Source organism: Pantoea allii, assembly GCF_046529425.1.
Lineage (GTDB): Bacteria > Pseudomonadota > Gammaproteobacteria > Enterobacterales > Enterobacteriaceae > Pantoea > Pantoea allii.
Window position 1 is genome coordinate 1,925,114 of the sequence record NZ_CP125958.1, and the last position, 16,534, is coordinate 1,941,647.

General features: G+C 45.4%; 18 protein-coding genes and 1 pseudogene. All 19 read left to right on the plus strand.

Annotated elements, in window-relative coordinates; all coding sequences use genetic code 11:
* The gene (locus QNH99_RS09140; protein WP_145393822.1) at positions 1 to 780 is read left to right on the plus strand and encodes a hypothetical protein; all 780 of its coding nucleotides are present in this window, start codon (positions 1 to 3) and stop codon (positions 778 to 780) included.
* An 82-nt stretch (positions 781 to 862) separates the two neighbouring features.
* Positions 863 to 1,423 (plus strand): hypothetical protein, encoded by a 561-nt coding sequence (locus QNH99_RS09145; RefSeq protein ID WP_255474448.1) that lies wholly within the window; start codon positions 863 to 865, stop codon positions 1,421 to 1,423.
* A gap of 10 nt (positions 1,424 to 1,433) precedes the next feature.
* Positions 1,434 to 2,126 carry a hypothetical protein gene (locus QNH99_RS09150; protein WP_410517589.1) on the plus strand — a complete coding sequence of 231 codons (693 nt, stop codon included), beginning with the start codon at positions 1,434 to 1,436 and terminating at the stop codon, positions 2,124 to 2,126.
* 285 nt (positions 2,127 to 2,411) lie between these two features.
* On the plus strand, positions 2,412 to 2,759 hold the full coding sequence (locus tag QNH99_RS09155) for a hypothetical protein (protein WP_283356167.1): 348 nt from the start codon (positions 2,412 to 2,414) through the stop codon (positions 2,757 to 2,759).
* A gap of 1,068 nt (positions 2,760 to 3,827) precedes the next feature.
* Positions 3,828 to 4,628, plus strand: a complete 801-nt coding sequence (locus QNH99_RS09160; protein ID WP_283356166.1) for a hypothetical protein — start codon at positions 3,828 to 3,830, stop codon at positions 4,626 to 4,628.
* Between the two features lie 12 nt (positions 4,629 to 4,640).
* Complete coding sequence (locus QNH99_RS09165; RefSeq protein WP_283356165.1) at positions 4,641 to 5,081, plus strand: DcrB-related protein; 441 nt, start codon at positions 4,641 to 4,643, stop codon at positions 5,079 to 5,081.
* Between the two features lie 3 nt (positions 5,082 to 5,084).
* Positions 5,085 to 9,446 (plus strand): RHS repeat-associated core domain-containing protein, encoded by a 4,362-nt coding sequence (locus tag QNH99_RS09170; protein ID WP_410517590.1) that lies wholly within the window; start codon positions 5,085 to 5,087, stop codon positions 9,444 to 9,446.
* Positions 9,447 to 9,448: 2 nt separating this feature from the next.
* The gene (locus QNH99_RS09175) at positions 9,449 to 9,694 is read left to right on the plus strand and encodes a hypothetical protein (RefSeq protein ID WP_072404034.1); all 246 of its coding nucleotides are present in this window, start codon (positions 9,449 to 9,451) and stop codon (positions 9,692 to 9,694) included.
* Positions 9,695 to 9,928: 234 nt separating this feature from the next.
* On the plus strand, positions 9,929 to 10,144 hold the full coding sequence (locus QNH99_RS09180) for a hypothetical protein (RefSeq protein WP_096010413.1): 216 nt from the start codon (positions 9,929 to 9,931) through the stop codon (positions 10,142 to 10,144).
* Between the two features lie 87 nt (positions 10,145 to 10,231).
* Positions 10,232 to 11,452, plus strand: a pseudogene (locus QNH99_RS09185) (IS3 family transposase).
* A gap of 269 nt (positions 11,453 to 11,721) precedes the next feature.
* On the plus strand, positions 11,722 to 12,108 hold the full coding sequence (locus QNH99_RS09190) for a hypothetical protein (RefSeq protein WP_096010414.1): 387 nt from the start codon (positions 11,722 to 11,724) through the stop codon (positions 12,106 to 12,108).
* Between the two features lie 440 nt (positions 12,109 to 12,548).
* The gene (locus QNH99_RS09195) at positions 12,549 to 12,830 is read left to right on the plus strand and encodes a hypothetical protein (protein ID WP_410517591.1); all 282 of its coding nucleotides are present in this window, start codon (positions 12,549 to 12,551) and stop codon (positions 12,828 to 12,830) included.
* Positions 12,831 to 13,101: 271 nt separating this feature from the next.
* Complete coding sequence (locus QNH99_RS09200; protein ID WP_096010416.1) at positions 13,102 to 13,305, plus strand: hypothetical protein; 204 nt, start codon at positions 13,102 to 13,104, stop codon at positions 13,303 to 13,305.
* A 214-nt stretch (positions 13,306 to 13,519) separates the two neighbouring features.
* On the plus strand, positions 13,520 to 13,729 hold the full coding sequence (locus tag QNH99_RS09205) for a hypothetical protein (protein ID WP_410517592.1): 210 nt from the start codon (positions 13,520 to 13,522) through the stop codon (positions 13,727 to 13,729).
* Between the two features lie 213 nt (positions 13,730 to 13,942).
* Positions 13,943 to 14,242 (plus strand): hypothetical protein, encoded by a 300-nt coding sequence (locus QNH99_RS09210; protein ID WP_410517593.1) that lies wholly within the window; start codon positions 13,943 to 13,945, stop codon positions 14,240 to 14,242.
* A gap of 8 nt (positions 14,243 to 14,250) precedes the next feature.
* Complete coding sequence (locus tag QNH99_RS09215; RefSeq protein WP_410517594.1) at positions 14,251 to 14,571, plus strand: hypothetical protein; 321 nt, start codon at positions 14,251 to 14,253, stop codon at positions 14,569 to 14,571.
* Between the two features lie 208 nt (positions 14,572 to 14,779).
* Positions 14,780 to 15,361 (plus strand): hypothetical protein, encoded by a 582-nt coding sequence (locus QNH99_RS09220; RefSeq protein WP_410517595.1) that lies wholly within the window; start codon positions 14,780 to 14,782, stop codon positions 15,359 to 15,361.
* 385 nt (positions 15,362 to 15,746) lie between these two features.
* On the plus strand, positions 15,747 to 16,208 hold the full coding sequence (locus tag QNH99_RS09225) for a PTS sugar transporter subunit IIA (protein ID WP_109718319.1): 462 nt from the start codon (positions 15,747 to 15,749) through the stop codon (positions 16,206 to 16,208).
* Entirely contained in the window at positions 16,205 to 16,528 is a 324-nt protein-coding gene (locus QNH99_RS09230; protein WP_241567600.1) for a PTS fructose transporter subunit IIB, read from the plus strand. Before QNH99_RS09225 ends, QNH99_RS09230 begins: the two co-directional genes overlap by 4 nt.
* Positions 16,529 to 16,534 lie beyond the last annotated feature (6 nt).

Here is a 16,534-nt window from a genome sequence, read left to right on the forward strand (position 1 = left end):
ATGAATTTATTTATTAAGTTAATTTTTTTGGTTGTTTTTACAAGTGGCTCAGTAAGTGTTGCAACTGCATCGGATACCCAGTCGACTTATTCTCAGTATAATAGTCTGAGCAATGTTTCAACTATTTTTAATGACCAGAATGTCGTTTCCAGTTTAAAATCTGTTCTAGGTAGTGAGTACAATAACTTTATCCAGAATTTTGATGTTTTTGGCGAACCTCACAAAACAGCGAGTGGTGGTATATTTGTCGAGGGCTGGTTAAAGGATCTTTATCTTGAGCAGGCATCAGCATTTGTTATACAGCCAGACGGTAAAGTCTACGCTGCATGGATGCTGCCTGAAGATAATGAAATACGTTATGTAAGTAATGATCGTCAAAATAATAAAATGCAGGAAGATATTGCACTTTGGGCAAAACGTTTTGATAAAGAACAGTCAGCTACTCCCGCTAAAAGTCCAAAAGAAACACAAAGCAATAGCGAGAAAGTTTTTGAGACGCAGAAGTTTAAAATTAAGATAACGTCGCTCTGTGCTGCTGGTTCGGAGTGTAATGACGTCAGTTATGAGGGTGTAAGGAAATCAGATGGGGCGGTTGTCAGATTAAAAGGAAAAGCCATGAAAAGTGATTGTGGTGAAGCTTCCTGCCCGGTTCTGAGCTATAAATTTCGCAATCATGATGCAACCTATATTATTAACAATGTTATTAGTAATCTTACGGTTGTTGTTAATAGCAAAATAGTACTATCAGAAAACGGAAAGTGGGAGAACATTTCCGAGTAATGAAATTCGTGTGTGATAGTGCTTTATGTTTTCGCACTGTCACACACGATGTTTGCACGTCTTATTGAATGGGGTTTTTTAAATGGCATGCCTTAACAATAAAGTTAATTTTCTCCTGGGTATGCTGCTGGCAGTTATTGTTTCTTTTTATGCTCATGGTGTAATAGCTGATGGTTCCAGTACTGAACTAAAAACTTCTGACTTTCGTGTGATAATTAATCATCATTTTTTAGCTTTGGGTGACGTTTGGAGCGGTGAAATTCAGAAGCAGGCGGGCGACCAGATCAGTGAAAATTTTGTTGGCGATGTGCCTGCTGGAGACATGAGCTATAAGTACTACCAGCATCAATTTGACGGTTTTGAAATCTATACTGCGAATCTATTCTGGCAACAAGAAAAGCGCGACATTGACAGCTACCTTATTGCGCAGATAAGTATTAACACTCCCGCGATTGAAACAGCCAGGGGCATCAAGATCGGCGACACGCAGAATGCGCTGGTCAGCAAGTATGGTCAAGGTACAACGGCTGACAGTGATAATCAACATTGGCTATATTATGATGCTAATAATAAGCGCATCTCTTTTCAGCTTGAACATGAAAAAATCAGTCATGTTATGATGACCCTTAACACTGATAACTAAAAAATGTGTGATGCTTCATACAGAAATAAATCAGGCGGCTAAGGTGCTTTTTTTTGGTAGCGGGCTATTAAGTTCGCTACCAATTTTTTATTCTTTTCTTGATCAAGATATTGGAGATGCTATGATAATATCGAAAATGTCACCCCAAAAAAATAGTGTGCAATGTCTTTATATTAACTGCAACAAAATAAATCGTCAGCACAATATTAGAGCAATAGTGTTACTGTTAAGTGTTTTGATAAGTGGAGTAGCTGATGCCAGGGTACAAGCAATAGATATATGGGATTTTATCTCGCAGATGAATCCTGTAGTAAAAAACCTCTCTGTAGATGATGTTAATAGTGCGCCGCTAGCGTTCAAATTAATAAATCAGAATGAATATATCAATTTTTATCAGGTTCGAGAAAAAGTAAAGCTTGAAGATGCATCGACGATAACCGATATTGAATTGCGTCTGAGTAAAACGTCGGGAGGTATGGCACCTTTTCTGCGTTTCTCACTTAATGGAAAGTGCTTCACGCTCAGTGATGTCAAGAAGCACTATCATGATGCGAAGTTATCAAATTACCCGCGTGGCGATTCTGAAAACGAGACAACTGGCTATACGAGTTTTTCTGATATGGATAAACATGAGATCACCTTTTCATTTAATCAGAAAACACCCATTTGCCTTAGTAACGTTACTATTACTACCATTCAATGAACTAATATGATTTTTTAAGAGGGAAAGTAATTGTCAAAGATAAGCCGTATTGACAAGTAAACCCTCCATTGAAGGCCTCTTATGTAATAATTAACTAAATGGCAATATATTTTTTCGTCTTAAAGTTATTTAATAATTAATTTACTTTATTGAGATGCTTTAATCAAGTTCTTGTCCATTTTATCCATCTTCATCCATTTTAGCTTTGGTTGATTTTGATCGAAAAATTCTTTGGTGTAAATTAATTGTATTAATGAGTGAGTGTTGTTAAAGCTTAGGGTAAGTATGATTAAGATATTAATGATTGCTGTTTTGGTACTGCCATGTAATGTTTTAGCAAATGATTTTTGTGCGGACCTTGATAAGCTTGCAAGTGCTAAAGGCGTAATTTTAAATAACAATGATAATGTTTTCAAAGTGAGCGGCGTTGGGCGGTTGCAGTTTTATTCTGCACCAAATAAAAAATGCGCGCTTAAAGGCGTTTTTATCATTCCGGGGGACAGATTATACGCCTATGTTGAATACAAAAGTTTCTATAGTGTTATGTATCTCTCGCGTGATGGCGATCAAATTACAGGTTGGGTAGAAAAAGGAAGGTTGACTGAGACGCATGAAGGTATTTCACCTGATTAAGTTGTGCACGCTTCATCCAGATTAACTTACTAAGTTCTGTCGATAAGAATTGTACTTCAATGATTTTATAGTAATGTCGTTTAAGTGGCTTCCTTGATTTAACATGCGAAAAATCTATAAACTAATATGAAAAAATACTGTTTAAGTTTTCTCTTGTTTTATCATTATATTCATGCAGTCTGAATACTTCAGATCTTTTTTCGGGTGAATGGGCCGGCGACCAGAAAAAGAATGATGGTACATTGTATTCAACCTTAAGCCTAAAAATTGAACAACGTGGCAGTCGGTTGATTGGAACTTACTGCTATGTTACCCGAAGCGGTAAGAAAATAGATTGCTCTGTGGACGGAGATAAAAATCTCAATGGCACTGTAAAAGGGACTCAGGCTACAGTTTTTTTAACTCCGGTTTTGGTTAGGGTAGAGGGGAAGCAAATCTGATTCGCAAGGGTAATACGCTTTCTTGGGTTTAAATAAAAATCCTGTCGAAGGTGATGTTGATTACCCTCAGAGATACGCATTGGTTAAAGAAAACAGAGATTTCTCAAAATCTTAAATTAAGGTTTTCTCAACATCGGACTTCACTGTTCTTCTGTTAAACCGCTGCGGTGATTTTTTTAACGTTTGCGATAGAGTTAAATACATTGGCTTCAGAAATAAAGATGGAAAACAAATCACTCTTTCAGGTAAAACTATAAACGCTGAACAGACAAAAAAAGTCGAAGGTATGATTTTTACAAATGCGGATGTTAGGTATGTCATAAGGTTCAATCCGTTATCGCTGACAGTAATAAAAACGGGAACGGTACTCGTAGATCAGCAGGGGAAGTGGGAATGATGCTGCAAGAATAGATAAGTCCTGATGCAAGTCGAAACGTAAAAAATTTGAATGAAAAGAATAAGCCCCACTTTGAAAAGGGCTGCTCTGCTGTGGCAATTCGTTGAAGATCACGATGATAACCTGATGCCAACGCCGATTTCATTTGGTATTCTCCTCCCTTTACCCTGATAAAAAACCTCAATGAGCGTAAATCGTTTTCCAGGCCGCGCTTTTTCAGCATTAATACTGTTGTTATTAACATGTATTGCCAATGCAGAATCCAGCACGGAAACGTTAACACCTGCACTTAATCCAGGTGATTTTTCCATCTTACTCAACGATTTCGCCTTTACGCCTGGCGACGCATGGAGCAATCAAAGCTTTATTCGTGCTGGCAAAGCCTTGAGTTCGGTGGTCGTTGGAGAAACGGTTATCGATAAACAACGTTTTAACTATTTCCATCACAGCTATGAAGGTTTCGATTTGTATAGCGCGACAGCGATTGGGAATGCCAGTCACACGATTCTGGCGAAAATTTCCCTGAACAGTGCTGGGGTACCAACGGCGCGTAACATCGCTGTCGGCGATAGTGTAGAGCAGGTCAGGGCTTCCTATGGACCCGGAAAAGAAGACAACAGTGATAATCAGCACTGGCTTATCTATAAGATGGGTGAGAAGCAGTTGATGTTCGAAATTGACCAGCAAAAAGTCAGTCACATCATGTTGAATACCACCATGAGTGCAGAGCAACATGAAATCAGCGCTGATCAGGCTATCGCCGTAGCGACGGACGCGATTCATACTTATCACCTCACCGCGCTTGATGATCAATGTCTGAGATACGACCTGGATGACACCAGTGAGAAGGCGTTCTACATCATTACAGTTCGTGAAGATAACCACGACGTCAGTTGCGGCGGGGACCCGGATATTTCTCCCCGGCTTTTTGATATCAAAGTTGCTCGTGATAACACACAGATACTCACAAATGCCGATAACGCTGATGGCGATTATCGTAGCCTGGTTCCACCCGCCACAAACAATCAATAAAACGGACACCCTATGAATTATCAGTTTAATGAAGGCGCTTTTGCGCTGTTTCCTGCTGCCTGGCAGGACACCACCATGAATATTTTGCGGGATGACGCCAGCGGACTGGCATTAGTGGTGAGCCGGGGTGTGATTCCTGAGGACAGCGATGCGGAAAAAGAGTTTCAACGTCAGTGGGACACGTTGCGCAGCCAGATGGGTCACATTCAGCAGACTGAGTTTGTTCGGGTTACGGCTGGCGCGGATAACGCTTTGCGTGCGTTAGAAGTTGAAACCGCATTCGATCGTAACGGACAAGCCGTGTGGCAGCGACAGTTGGCGGCCCGGGTTCCGGATAGCAACATCTTAATGATTTTTACCCTCTCCGCGATGCGCGCCTTCAATGAAGAAGACGGCCAGCGCTGGAGTGCCTTCAAACAAAGCCTGAGTCTGAACAACCCACGGAAAGCATAAGCTATGGATAACCGTGCGGCCCGTGTGGGCGATGAGATCATTCACTCCAGTATTTTCGCTGATATCACCAGTATTGTTGCTGAAGGCGCAGCCTACGCCGTGATCGGCGCTGCGGTCGGTGCGGCGGCAACAGCAGCAGCACCATTGCTGGGTGCAGGAATGGCTGCGGCCGGCGTGGCAGCCATTGGTTCCAGCTGTCTGCTCAGCGGCATTATTGGCGGTGTATTAGCGAACGCTGCGGGCATTTCGGATGACATCACTAAAGCGGCCGATGGGCTGGGAGACATGATATTCCCGCCTTCTCCAGCCGGTGTGATTGCTAGCGGCTCTGAGAATGTTCACGTTAATGGTCTTTTAGCTGCACGCGCGGCCGGGATGCTTACGCCTGGAGATACGCCGCCACCGGAACCGCAATCGCCCAAGAGTTTCGCAGACTATGGCGGCATGCTGCTCTCTGCGGTGGGGCAGTTTGGCAGTGCAATGTGGCAACCCACGGTCGCCTCTGCCGATGCTGGCACCTCTCCGCTGGAGCAGGACAAAGTGGCCTGTGAAAAGCACAGTGCACCGCAATATCTGGCGCAGGGATCGAAAAGCGTCTTTATCAATGGCCAGCCTGCGGTGCGGGCAAAGGATAAAACCACCTGTGATGCCACGGTGAGTGACGATGTTTCCCCCAATGTCATCATTGGTGGTGAAACCGTCACTGTAAGAGAGATTAAAAGTGGCAAGGTGCCAGGCCTGGCCGTGATGATGATCGGCCTTTCCCTGATTCGTGGTCGCCCCAGCCAGATCCTGAAAAATATGCCCTGCGCGCTGGCGAGCGCCGTGGGCGGGATGATGGCGGATATGGCGATTAACGCAGCCTTCTCCTCGCTGTTCCCGGTTCATGCCTCCACCGGCGTCAAAGTTCTTAATGATGATGCCGAGCGCGATTTCTCCCTGCCTGGCCGCTTCCCGCTCAGTTTCCAGCGTAGCTATAACAGCCTGACCCAGCGCAGCGGATTATTTGGTTCTGGCTGGGCGACGGTGTTTGACAGCTATTTAACCCTGGATGGCAATCAGGCGACCTGGTTTGATGACAACGGGCGCGAGCTGAGCTTTGCGGTTCCCGGTGAAAAAGAGGTGCTCTACAGCATCAGCGAAGGGCTGATGGTAAGGCGCAACGAATTGGGTGATATCGCCATTGCCGACGACGACGGTGCGGTATGGCGTCTGTACAGACGCACGGCCGCTGATCCGCAAGTGCTGCGGCTGGCTTCTCTGAGCGACGAGTACGGCAATGCGCTGGAGATGGGCTGGGATGAGCAGGCTCGCCTGGTGCGTATTCATGACGCGCCGCTGGCTATTGATGTCACCCTGCATTACGACGACAGGCTGCACACACGGCGTCCGACATCAGCCAGCCATTTTGATGGTGATCAGCACTGGCCATTAGCCCACTGGACCTACAATGAACAGGGCCAGCTTGCCAGCGTCACCGATGCCGCAGGCGTTGTCTCGCGTCGCTTCCGTTACAACGATGACGGGTTAATGGTCTGGCATCAACTGCCCGGCGGGCTGGAAAGCGAATATCGCTGGCAGAAACTGGATCACTGGCGCGTCGTTGAAAACCGCACCAATACCGGCGACGGCTGCCATATGCATTACGACTTAGAGACCGGTATCACGCGCGTCTCTACCTATGACGGTCAACAGCGCGAACACCACTGGAATGCCGCAGACCTCATCACCTGCTTTATTGATGAGCGGGGCGAGAAGTGGCGCTATGAGTGGGATGAAAACGAACTCCTGACGCGTCGTATCGATCCGCTGGGCAACGCGGTGAGCTTCACCTATGACGATCTGGGCAACCGCGTTGAAGAGAAAGATGCGGATGGCGGTGTGCAGGCGGTGCAATGGCTGTCACACCGTTCTCTGCCGACGGTCGTCGCAGGGGCAGACGGTGCCACAACGAAATACTATTACGATCCCCATCATGGCCTTGAGCGCGTGGTCGATGCGCTCGGGCAGAGTACCTTCTATAAACGGGATGAGTTTGGGCTGGTTGTCGAAGAAACTGACGCGGCGGGTAACAGCTATCGTCGTGAATTCAATGATGCCGGCCAGGTCATCCGTGAAACAGACTGTTCAGGACTGACGACGCGCTACCGCTATCATCCCCTTGGCTGGCTCAGCTGTGTGACTGCGCCGGATGGTGAAGAAACCCGGTATCACTATGATGCAGCGGGCCGTCCTGTTCTGCTGGAGCGGGCAGAGGGCTGGGAAGAGCGGTTGCGCTGGAGCGACAACGGCCTGCCACTGGCCCATGAGTCAGCCGATGGTAAACGTAGTGAATTCCGCTACGACAATGTCGGACGCTTAATCGCCAACCGTAATGCCCAGGGTGAGACGGTTCAGCGCAGCTGGGACAGCCGCGGCCGGTTGACGGCGCTGCAAAACGAGAACGGCGAGCAGTATCAGTTCGAGTGGGGTGCCGATTCCCTGTTGCTGGCCCAGGTCGGGCTGGATGGCGTTGCCACGAAATACGATTATGACGCCGCGGGCCGCACGGTATCACGCACCTTTGCCGCCGGACATCCTCAGTCCATTACCCATCGTTACCACTGGAGCCGTGCAGGGCAACTGCTGGCGCGGACCACGCCGGAAGGCCAGACGCGCTATCACTACAGCGGTGGTGGTCAACTGGGTAAAGTGTCGCAGCATCTGCCGCTGTCTGACACCGCGTGGAGCCAGCAGGCCGAGCAGGAGATTACGTTTACGTATGATGCGCTGGGCCGCATCGTAGGTGAGCAGGGGGAGCAGGGCGCACTGGCCTGGGATTACGACGCGCTGGGCAACTGCACGGCCTTAACCCTGCCGGATGGCCGTAACCTGAAACAGCTTTACTATGGCAGCGGCCATTTACTGAGCATCGCGCTGGACAACCTGCCGGTCACCGAGTTTACCCGTGACACACTGCATCGGGAACTCAGCCGCACGCAGGGCGGCCTGACCACGCGCAGTGAGTATGACCGGCTGGGCAGGCTGCGCCGTCGTGACGTTTTCAAAGGGGAAGCACAGCGCCCTGCGCCGCGCGTCTGGTCCCGTCGGCGGGACTTCGATTACGGCAACAACCTGATCCGTGAAGAGCGCGACGATAACCCGTTCAGCCAGACATTATGGAACTACGATAACGCCGGTCGGCTGCTGTCTCAGGAAGGCGCACAGCCAGGTAATGAGCAGTGGCGCTGGGATGGTGCAGGCAACCCGCTGGATCGCCATACTGCTTCCCACATCATGCATAACCGCGTCACCGAGCTGAACGGTATCCGCTGGCAGTACGACATTCATGGCCGTACTACCGAGAAGGATGACGGCCAGACCCGCTGGCGCTACCGTTACGATGGTGAGCATCGTCTGACGGACGTCATCAGCGAACCGCGGGACCGCAATAAGCCACGCACTAAGGTAAGCTTCCGCTATGATCCGCTGGGGCGACGCATCAGTAAAACCCGCCAGCAACTGTTACAGGGCAGGCCGTCTGGCAACGCCGTCACGACGCGCTTTGTGTGGGAAGGCTATCGTCTGCTGCAGGAGATCCACGACGGCATTCCGCTGACCTACGTTTACAGCGACAGCCAGAGCTATGAGCCGCTGGCGCGTATTGATGGCGTGGAAAGCCCGGAGATATTCTGGTTTCACTGCGCGGCAAACGGCACGCCGGAACGGCTGACTGACGTTGAAGGGCAGAAAACCTGGGAAGGTGTGAACAGCCCATGGGGCAAACTGCTGCGCGAGTCTACCCAGCGAATTCCGGTGGTGGAGCAGAACCTGCGTATGCAGGGCCAGTACCTGGACCGGGAAACGGGGCTGCACTACAATCTGTTTCGTTATTATGACCCGGACAGCGGCCGGTTTACCCAGCAGGACCCGATAGGGCTGGCGGGTGGTTTAAATACTTATGCATATGCGCCGGATCCGTTAAGCTGGATTGACCCGCTGGGGCTGAGTAGATGTTCAACGCATAAAGATGTAGAAACCCCATACGGACCAGCAACTCAATCAACCGCTCCTGAGGCTTTGGCAGCCAGATCACAAGTAGAAAACGGGGCAACATTATATCGTGTTGGTACGACCGGGCGTAGTGAAACAGTAGGTGCACAATTCTGGGCTTTAGAACATCCCCATTCGCCGGGCTATGCGAATAGATATGGAATCCCACAGGAAAATGTGGACAGAAGTAATTTCTTGATGACTGCACGTTTAAAACCTGGGGCTGAATTTGTCACGAGGCCTGCTCCGGGGGTTGGAGAAAACTTGGGGGGTGGGATCGAAGTAGTGGTTCCGCCGGATGCTGTTGATATTCAGAACTTTAATCTCTTTTAATTATGAAAAATGACATTTATTCTCGTTCAAAAATACTAGCTGGCAAGTTGGAGAAACAGTCGGTCAATAGCGCGAATATTGCTAAGGATATTACAGATGCTATTGATTACAGCGCCACATCTGGTGAGGCTCTTATGAAAATTAAATTTCATATAAATAAGGTGTTGTCGGATGCAGATAAATACAATGGTGAGATAGTAAAATTAGCTTTTGATATTAAGAATGATATCATCAAGTTGATTGGTTAATGTTTTCGAGGTTTAATCCGGAAGCAATCTTAACGAACCTTCCGTTTTTTTACTTTAACCTTCTGTCAGGCCATCACCGCGCTCATCCGCTGAAGTGCCTGCCAGGGTTCGCTGCGTTTTTAGAGAAGGTCATGTCAGATCGGTAGCGTGCGCGGGGAAAAAGTCCGCATCGGGATCTTCGGGTTAACGGTCTGCGGGTAAAGGCAAAGGCGTGCTCTTTAATAGGCTTTGAAAGTGGATATTAAAATATTTTGTGATTACGGCATAACTCTTGTAGATAGAGATGGGAAAATCTTTGCTTTGCTCGACTCCGGTGAGCTTGTTCCCGAATACCTTGAAGCTGAAATTAACGAAGAGGAAGCTGAAAAAGTTCAAAAAAGTCAACGGGATGCTTGTGAAGTGATAATTTCTTTAAGTGACAAAATAATAAAGGTACCGAGGAAAAAATAAAAAATTATTATTTTATATCTTTCTTTTAAAAAATGTCCCGTCCTGAATAGCGTTGACACATTTTCCACTGGTTTTGAGGAGAATGTGATGAAACAGTATGTTAAACGCACTCAGCGGGATTACTCTCTGTCCTTTAAGCTGGCAGTCGTGGAGCAGGTTGAAAAAGGCGAGATGACTTACCGCCAGGCTCAGGAACGCTACGGTATCCAGGGATGTTCCACCGTGCTCATGTGGTTACGTAAATACGGTCATCTGGACTGGCAGTCATCCCGGCAGCGCACCACCCGTGGAGGAAACATGACAAAATCTCTTCCCCTCACACCTGAACAACGAATCAAAGAACTTGAGCAGCAACTGGCTGAATCCGAAGTTAAAGCGCAGTTTTTTGAAGCTGTCGTGAAGGTGATGAACACCGAATTCGGTGCCACACTCACAAAGAAGCAGTTAGCGTCCTTATCGCGAAAGCACAGACACAATCCCTGAAGCTGACTGTCGTCAGGGTCTGCCGGTATTTAAAGATAAGCCGTCAGGCCTGGTATCAGGGATGCCGGCGTGAAATGCTCAGGTCTGAAAAGGCACATCGCATTACTGAGGAAGTCAGACTTATCAGGTTACAGCAGCCCCGACTGGGTACCCGGAAACTGCAGCATATTCTTAACGAGCGGGAAGATGCCGCATTGCATATCGGGCGGGACAGTCTGTTCGCTGTGCTGCGGGAAGCCCGGTTACTGGTTCATCCGGCAAGGGCTTATCATAAAACAACGAACAGCCATCATCATTTTTACAGGCATCCGAATCTGCTGAAAGCGGGGCCGGAGCAGACGGTTATCTCCGGTCCGGAGCAGGTATGGGTTGCCGACATCACCTGGCTTCCGGTAAGGACAGGTATGGCCTACATCACTGGTAACGGACGCTTTCTCACGAAAAATCGTGGGGTATCATGTTCATGAAAGTCTGCATACGGAACACGTTATTAAGGCGCTGCAAATGGCACTGAGGGAGCGGCAGGGAAAGGGCCGCCTGATCCACCACTCAGATCGCGGACTTCAGTACTGTTCGGCAATGTATCAGTCAGTGCATAAAAAACACGGTCTTGTCTGTTCAATGACGGACGGCTACGACTGCTATCAGAATTCGCTGGCAGAAAGGGTTAACGGCATACTGAAAAATGCATTACTGATTACGCGTCCGGCAGACGTGGTGCAGGCAGGCAGGATGGTCAGTGAGTCAGTCAGGATCTATAACAGCCAGCGTCCTCATCTGTCATTAAAATACAAAACGCCTGATGAGGTACATCAGGCGTTTTAAAAGATAAAAAAGTGTCAACCTATGCCAGGACTAGTCAAAACGCATTCCGCTTTAAAAGTAAAAAACTCTCTATTGATGAATGTGTAAGTCAGAGAGTTTATTTTTTAACCTCAATGTGTAGGGCGTTTTATCTATGCTGACCTATCTGCAGGAAATTCAGAACTATGTTTCACTTATCTGTGTTTTCTAGGTTAACCAAACTACGAAACTCAACATGAAACCCCTTCAATAATTGATAAACTAATCGAGAATGGCTATTTACTAAAAGTATGAAATTAATTAATTATCAGAAAAAGAAGATATTAATTCACGATGGTTTAGAAAATGCTTTCTTGATGAATGATAAGCTGATTTCGTGTCCGTACTGTGATGGCATGGTTTATTATGGATTGCACAATTCAACGGATTTAGATATGTATGAAGAAAAGAAAATGAAAGCTGTAGTCAGCAGTATTAAAGGGTTGAAGTTGACTGGAAATGAAACCCAAGAGTATCGATATAAAAATAGCCAATTAAGATTTTTTGAAACAAAGTGTTCAAATGAATTGCATGATGTTTTAGTTGTTTTTACTTATAAGGAGTTACAGCCTGCTCGTTATGAGTCCTATCTTGTGGGGGTATTTGACAATAATGCCCTCAATAAAGAGTGCTCTTGATTCTGAATCAAGAGTGTTATTTTGCAATGAGGCATTTGTCTTTTGATTTTATGGCTTTTTAGTGGAAAGCTTGGTGGATAAGGTCAACTAAACAACCTGCAGGCTAACCTTTATCAGTAGACGCGGAATGAGCTGGGATGGATTGATAAGTCAGATTCTGACAAGATGTCTTATTAAGAAAATCAGATGAAGACTTAGGTCCATAAGAAGCAGATGTGTATCTTGTTTTTAAGTAAACATAGTTTTGTATATGTTAAAAGTTCATCCTTCATGGATGAGCTAAAATTAATATTAATAAAGAAAATGGAAATGTAAAATTTGGTAGTAGATTAGTTCTTTCTTTCACTTCCACTAAACAAGAGATCTTTCTGATTCAAGGTTTTCGAGCTCCGTCAATTCGTAATTCAACAGGCAGAAATTTAATATCATTTGAGGCGGTAATGGGAATAGAATCGGATTATATTGGAGATGACGCGTGGAGGAATTTAGTTGATTCATTTAGTGGGGCCTACCCAGATGAGGATGTGAAGGCTTTAGCACGAAAAATGAATGGTATGAGCGATATAGCCATAGTAGTAAATGGTAAGATTGGTCTAAAAAGTGGTCTTGAATGGAGTGAAAGAAAAATAGCAATGTTGGAAAATATTCGACCAATTGATTGCCTTAATGATGATGTGTTGTTAAAAAGACTTAAAGAGTACTTAATCGAATTGCCATGTTGACTTCAATAGAGTGACATAATGAGTTGAAGCTTAATGAATTCATGGCTAAATTCATAAAGTGTATGAAATTGATTGAATTGCGGCGTGGTTGTTAAAATTAATGATGAACTATAAGTCTCTTATAATACTGAGGTTTAAAAAATACTTTTTAATTAATAAATAATTGCATTTATAAAACGACGCACTAAAAAATATCAGTCGTGATACTATAGCTGGACTTCAGGTTGCTACTATAAGCATAATTAAAAGTAACTTCAATAAGGAGTTTTCTGTGACTGAACTCATTTTTACAGGTTATGGTATAGACATAATAAAAAGAAATGATGATTACTACGTTCGATATGACGATGGCACAGTTGCTATGTTTGAAAAAGAATCAAAAATTACTTTTGTTGAAGCACTGAAAGCTCAAAGAAGTGAACGTGATGCCTATGAAGTTATTATTGCTACCCAATCCAGAGAAGGAGGGGTATAGCTTCAATTTTGATGGGGGCTAATTTAAAAATGAATTGATAAAATGCTTGAAAAAACATAATTCTTAAGAAGTAATAAATTAAATGATATAGAATCTGACAGGCTGAAATGTGTGCTGTGTTAGTTTGTTATTGGTCATGAGTTCAGAAGCAACCATTAATCCTAATCAAGTAGTTAAGAAAATAATTGTTAAAATTTAAAATTTGGATAAAGTTATGGAAAAAGTTATTTTCAGTGGTTTTGGTATGTTTATTACTCAACAGAATGAGGAGTACTATATAAATTACGATGAGGGTGGGGTTGTTAATAAAGATGTTAAATGTAAAGTGAGTCCAGAAGAGGCATTCAAAGCTCAACAAAGTGCACAAGATGCATATGAAGTCATGCTACTCACTCAAAATAGAAAGAAATTAAATCATAAATAAGGCTTGGTGTTTTTATATCTTACAAGAATGTATAAAATAATTAAATCTTATAGTTATGCAGCTTTTAGTACTTTTGATTATAAGATATTAATTTTTTAAGCAGAGTGCCGATGGTTTGAGGTTAGCATTACGCTAGAGTTGTAATGGAATTGATGAGTTAGATGGAAAGTGGTCACTGCGGTCAGCCATATATTAACGGTCAACAGGATTACTATGGGTTTAGAAGGGTTGAGTCAAAAAATATATGATATCTTGATGTCATCCTCTTACGCTAATGAAGCCGAAGAAATTAATAATCTAATGAGTAAAGTACTCACATTAAACGAAATAGATCCTGTGAGGTTCTCAGCTATTGAAAGTTTACTTTCACGCTGTCATCCAAGATGGTTAGGTGATTACTATGTTAAAAATGTTTCCTATGCGGAATGGATAAGCCTTATTACGCAATTTAAAACAAAGTTGCTTCAGTTGAAATTGAAACAGACGGCAACAATTAAATATAAAAAGCATTAAGGATTGATATGTTAAACGCCATAATTGTAACTATATTAGATGATAAGAAAGTGGTGTTTGAATCGGTAGGTTGCGGCCAGGACATATCTTGTTTTTCAACGCGTGGCTTTCTGGAAAAAGGAAAATCTTACTGCGTTAGCTTTGAAAACGAAAGTGAACAAATTATAGCGATTACAAAGCTGATCGAAATCGATGCTTTATTTTCATATGGACAGGGATGGGCACCATCTCAGATCATGGATTACTTAAAAGAAAAGAATAAAATCAATATGTCTTATAAAGAAATAGCATGGAGTGGGTCAGGAAATTACGTTATAACAGAAAGGTAACAACCTGGTTTTACAATCCAGGACTTTACCCAAAACGTTTCCCTGTTGAGCCAGTGCAAAGAGAACTTGTTAATCAACTCGCGCAGGTCGTGACGAGCGCAGCGGCTGTGGCAGGCAGTGCTGTCAGTGGTATCATTGCTGCTCCCGGTAACGTGCCACGCACCGGGCACTATATTGTGGGAACCATTCAATCGTTGGCGGTATTTTAATGCAATTTTTATCATGGCTTGTCGGGCGTAATATCGCTGAATTACTGCATCATGGTCGCGAAATAGATCAGGTAATCGCACGACAGGATAAGTCCATACTAGCCCGTTCCACTCCAGAGCTTGAACGTTATTTCAAACAGCCTTCCGGGTCGCTTCCCAGGCAAAACGGCTTCCCTGTTGCAATAGTTCTGATGCTGTTGCTGGTCGCCTTTGCATTTAATTTGCTGACATTTCTGCACGCGTTACCTCCGCTCAGCCCACAGGTACATGCGTTGAGTTTTTTTGTTCCCTCAATCGTCATTATTGGCGCGATACTCACGGCCAGTTACCTGCTTGCGCGAGGCCAAACAGCCGGTGTGGCGGGGCTGGCTTACGTCTGTGCGATGTTGCTTATATCGACCGTTTTACTATTGAGCTACAGCGTTGTTACGGGTAGCCACTCGGGCCTGTGGCTGCTTCTGGCATTGGTTGCTTTGGCTGGTGCTCGCTGGATACTTAACGGGCAGGCTTTCATCCTGTTTGCCATTTACTGCCGGACACAACGCCTCGCCAGCGTTGCCCGGCAGCGTCGCATGAAATAGCACGCAGGTTGGTCTGTGGTATCCTCTTTGCAGACCAACTCATTCCCCCGTTCCGTCCACATCCCCTTTTTTTTTCCTCGCGTTGAATCACACTCAACACGATAACGCTGTCTCCCGTCTTCTAAAATCCACCACACATCTCCAAATATATCCCTTCCTGTCACCCTAAATAGATTCCGGCCTTACTTACTTCTGTTAAACCTTCCCTTATCAAATCAAATGATCTGACGCTCATAACGTTTTTTATTTAGACAACGCTCCCATTTCTGGCCCGCTCTGCCGCAGACATCTTCCGCACCTTAGCGGAAACCGCTTGTGTTTACATACCTTAGGTTTCCGTTAGGCTTTTCATCAAGGTACGGAACAATCCGGCAAGAGGGAAACCATGCTTATTGATCGTGAAAGCATATTCTTAAATAAAGCATTTACCAGTAAAGACGAAGTATTCGATTTTATCGCTTCACATGCGGTTGCTCAGGGATGGGCGATGAGCGTGGAGGAAATAAAAACCGACCTCTGGCTGCGGGAACAGGAATATTCCACTGGCTTTGAGAGCCAAATCGCCATGCCTCATGCCAAAACGGATAACGTAATAAAAGCCGGCGTGATTTTTATTCGTCTGAATGACGCAATTGAATGGCAAAGTCTGGATGGTGAACCCATCAAAATAATTTTCGCGCTGTTGGTGCCAAAATCGGGCGCCAGTATTCTGCACCTAAAAATCATCAACGCGCTCGCAAGCCAGATTGTCGATGACGATTTCAGGCAAGCGTTGTTTACGATCGAAAATAAGGATGCCCTGCATCAGTTTATGATGCAACGAATCCAGTTTAAGGAGGAAGCATGAATATTGTAGGCGTCACGTCCTGTATTGCCGGTTTAGCGCATACGCCGATGGCAGCGAAATCGCTGGAAAAAGCGGGGCGCAAGTTGGGACATCAGGTACATATCGAACAGCAAGGGGCGATGGGGATGATCGATAAATTAACCCCGGGACATATTGCTGAAGCGGACTTTGTGTTGATTGCCGCCGATCGCTCGATTGAAGAAGAAGAGCGCTTTGCCGGTAAGACCGTAATCAGGGTAAAAATCAGCCAGTGCGTCGGACATGCAGCCGAGGTCATTACAAAATGCGTGGCGGCTGTCGAGGCGCGCCGTAACCCGTGATATTGG

What these genes read in the sequence shown, in the direction of transcription:
- QNH99_RS09140 (WP_145393822.1), top strand. Translation starts at nt 1, where the DNA reads ATGAATTTATTTATTAAGTTAATTTTTTTGGTTGTTTTTACAAGTGGC.
- QNH99_RS09145 (WP_255474448.1), top strand. Translation starts at nt 863, where the DNA reads ATGGCATGCCTTAACAATAAAGTTAATTTTCTCCTGGGTATGCTGCTG.
- QNH99_RS09150 (WP_410517589.1), top strand. Translation starts at nt 1,434, where the DNA reads ATGCTTCATACAGAAATAAATCAGGCGGCTAAGGTGCTTTTTTTTGGT.
- QNH99_RS09155 (WP_283356167.1), top strand. Translation starts at nt 2,412, where the DNA reads ATGATTAAGATATTAATGATTGCTGTTTTGGTACTGCCATGTAATGTT.
- QNH99_RS09165 (WP_283356165.1), top strand. Translation starts at nt 4,641, where the DNA reads ATGAATTATCAGTTTAATGAAGGCGCTTTTGCGCTGTTTCCTGCTGCC.
- QNH99_RS09170 (WP_410517590.1), top strand. Translation starts at nt 5,085, where the DNA reads ATGGATAACCGTGCGGCCCGTGTGGGCGATGAGATCATTCACTCCAGT.
- QNH99_RS09175 (WP_072404034.1), top strand. Translation starts at nt 9,449, where the DNA reads ATGAAAAATGACATTTATTCTCGTTCAAAAATACTAGCTGGCAAGTTG.
- QNH99_RS09190 (WP_096010414.1), top strand. Translation starts at nt 11,722, where the DNA reads ATGAAATTAATTAATTATCAGAAAAAGAAGATATTAATTCACGATGGT.
- QNH99_RS09195 (WP_410517591.1), top strand. Translation starts at nt 12,549, where the DNA reads ATGGGAATAGAATCGGATTATATTGGAGATGACGCGTGGAGGAATTTA.
- QNH99_RS09205 (WP_410517592.1), top strand. Translation starts at nt 13,520, where the DNA reads ATGGAAAAAGTTATTTTCAGTGGTTTTGGTATGTTTATTACTCAACAG.
- QNH99_RS09210 (WP_410517593.1), top strand. Translation starts at nt 13,943, where the DNA reads ATGGGTTTAGAAGGGTTGAGTCAAAAAATATATGATATCTTGATGTCA.
- QNH99_RS09215 (WP_410517594.1), top strand. Translation starts at nt 14,251, where the DNA reads ATGTTAAACGCCATAATTGTAACTATATTAGATGATAAGAAAGTGGTG.
- QNH99_RS09220 (WP_410517595.1), top strand. Translation starts at nt 14,780, where the DNA reads ATGCAATTTTTATCATGGCTTGTCGGGCGTAATATCGCTGAATTACTG.
- QNH99_RS09225 (WP_109718319.1), top strand. Translation starts at nt 15,747, where the DNA reads ATGCTTATTGATCGTGAAAGCATATTCTTAAATAAAGCATTTACCAGT.
- QNH99_RS09230 (WP_241567600.1), top strand. Translation starts at nt 16,205, where the DNA reads ATGAATATTGTAGGCGTCACGTCCTGTATTGCCGGTTTAGCGCATACG.